This is a genomic window from Paraglaciecola marina (assembly GCF_004360155.1).
Taxonomy (GTDB): domain Bacteria; phylum Pseudomonadota; class Gammaproteobacteria; order Enterobacterales; family Alteromonadaceae; genus Paraglaciecola; species Paraglaciecola marina.
The window spans coordinates 1-350 of sequence record NZ_SAIS01000089.1; the positions used below are offsets into that span (position 1 = coordinate 1).

A 350-nucleotide genomic window follows, 5' to 3' on the forward strand; every position below is an offset into this window, starting at 1 on the left:
TTGACCACGTTTATTCATGATCTTTTCTTAAATACGGAATATCTGAATTGGCGAAAAAACCTTAAGAGTTATTCCGCTAATAGTTGGCATTCATTAGTAGTTAAATTTGATGAATTAGGTTTACCGTTAACTAGGTTAAAATCCTTTGGTGAGCCTACATTTTCAAAGCTAGTGTTTAGTTACATAAAGGCACCTGACTATAAGTCTTCACAAATGTTAATGGTTCAATTTACTGTGTCAGGTAGTATGTGGCATAGTTTAGTTTGGCATTGTCCGGAGCGGAGTTAATTGGCATATAACAAACCAAGTCAGCGGGAATTTTACTCGCTGAAAAACGCTCATAAAATCCC

1 protein-coding gene is annotated in these 350 nt (G+C 35.7%); it reads left to right on the plus strand.

What is annotated here, in order from left to right:
* Positions 1-288: hypothetical protein (locus tag EOK74_RS20985; RefSeq protein ID WP_205964795.1), on the plus strand; the 288-nt coding region annotated here is incomplete at its 5' end.
* Positions 289-350: the final 62 nt, after the last annotated feature.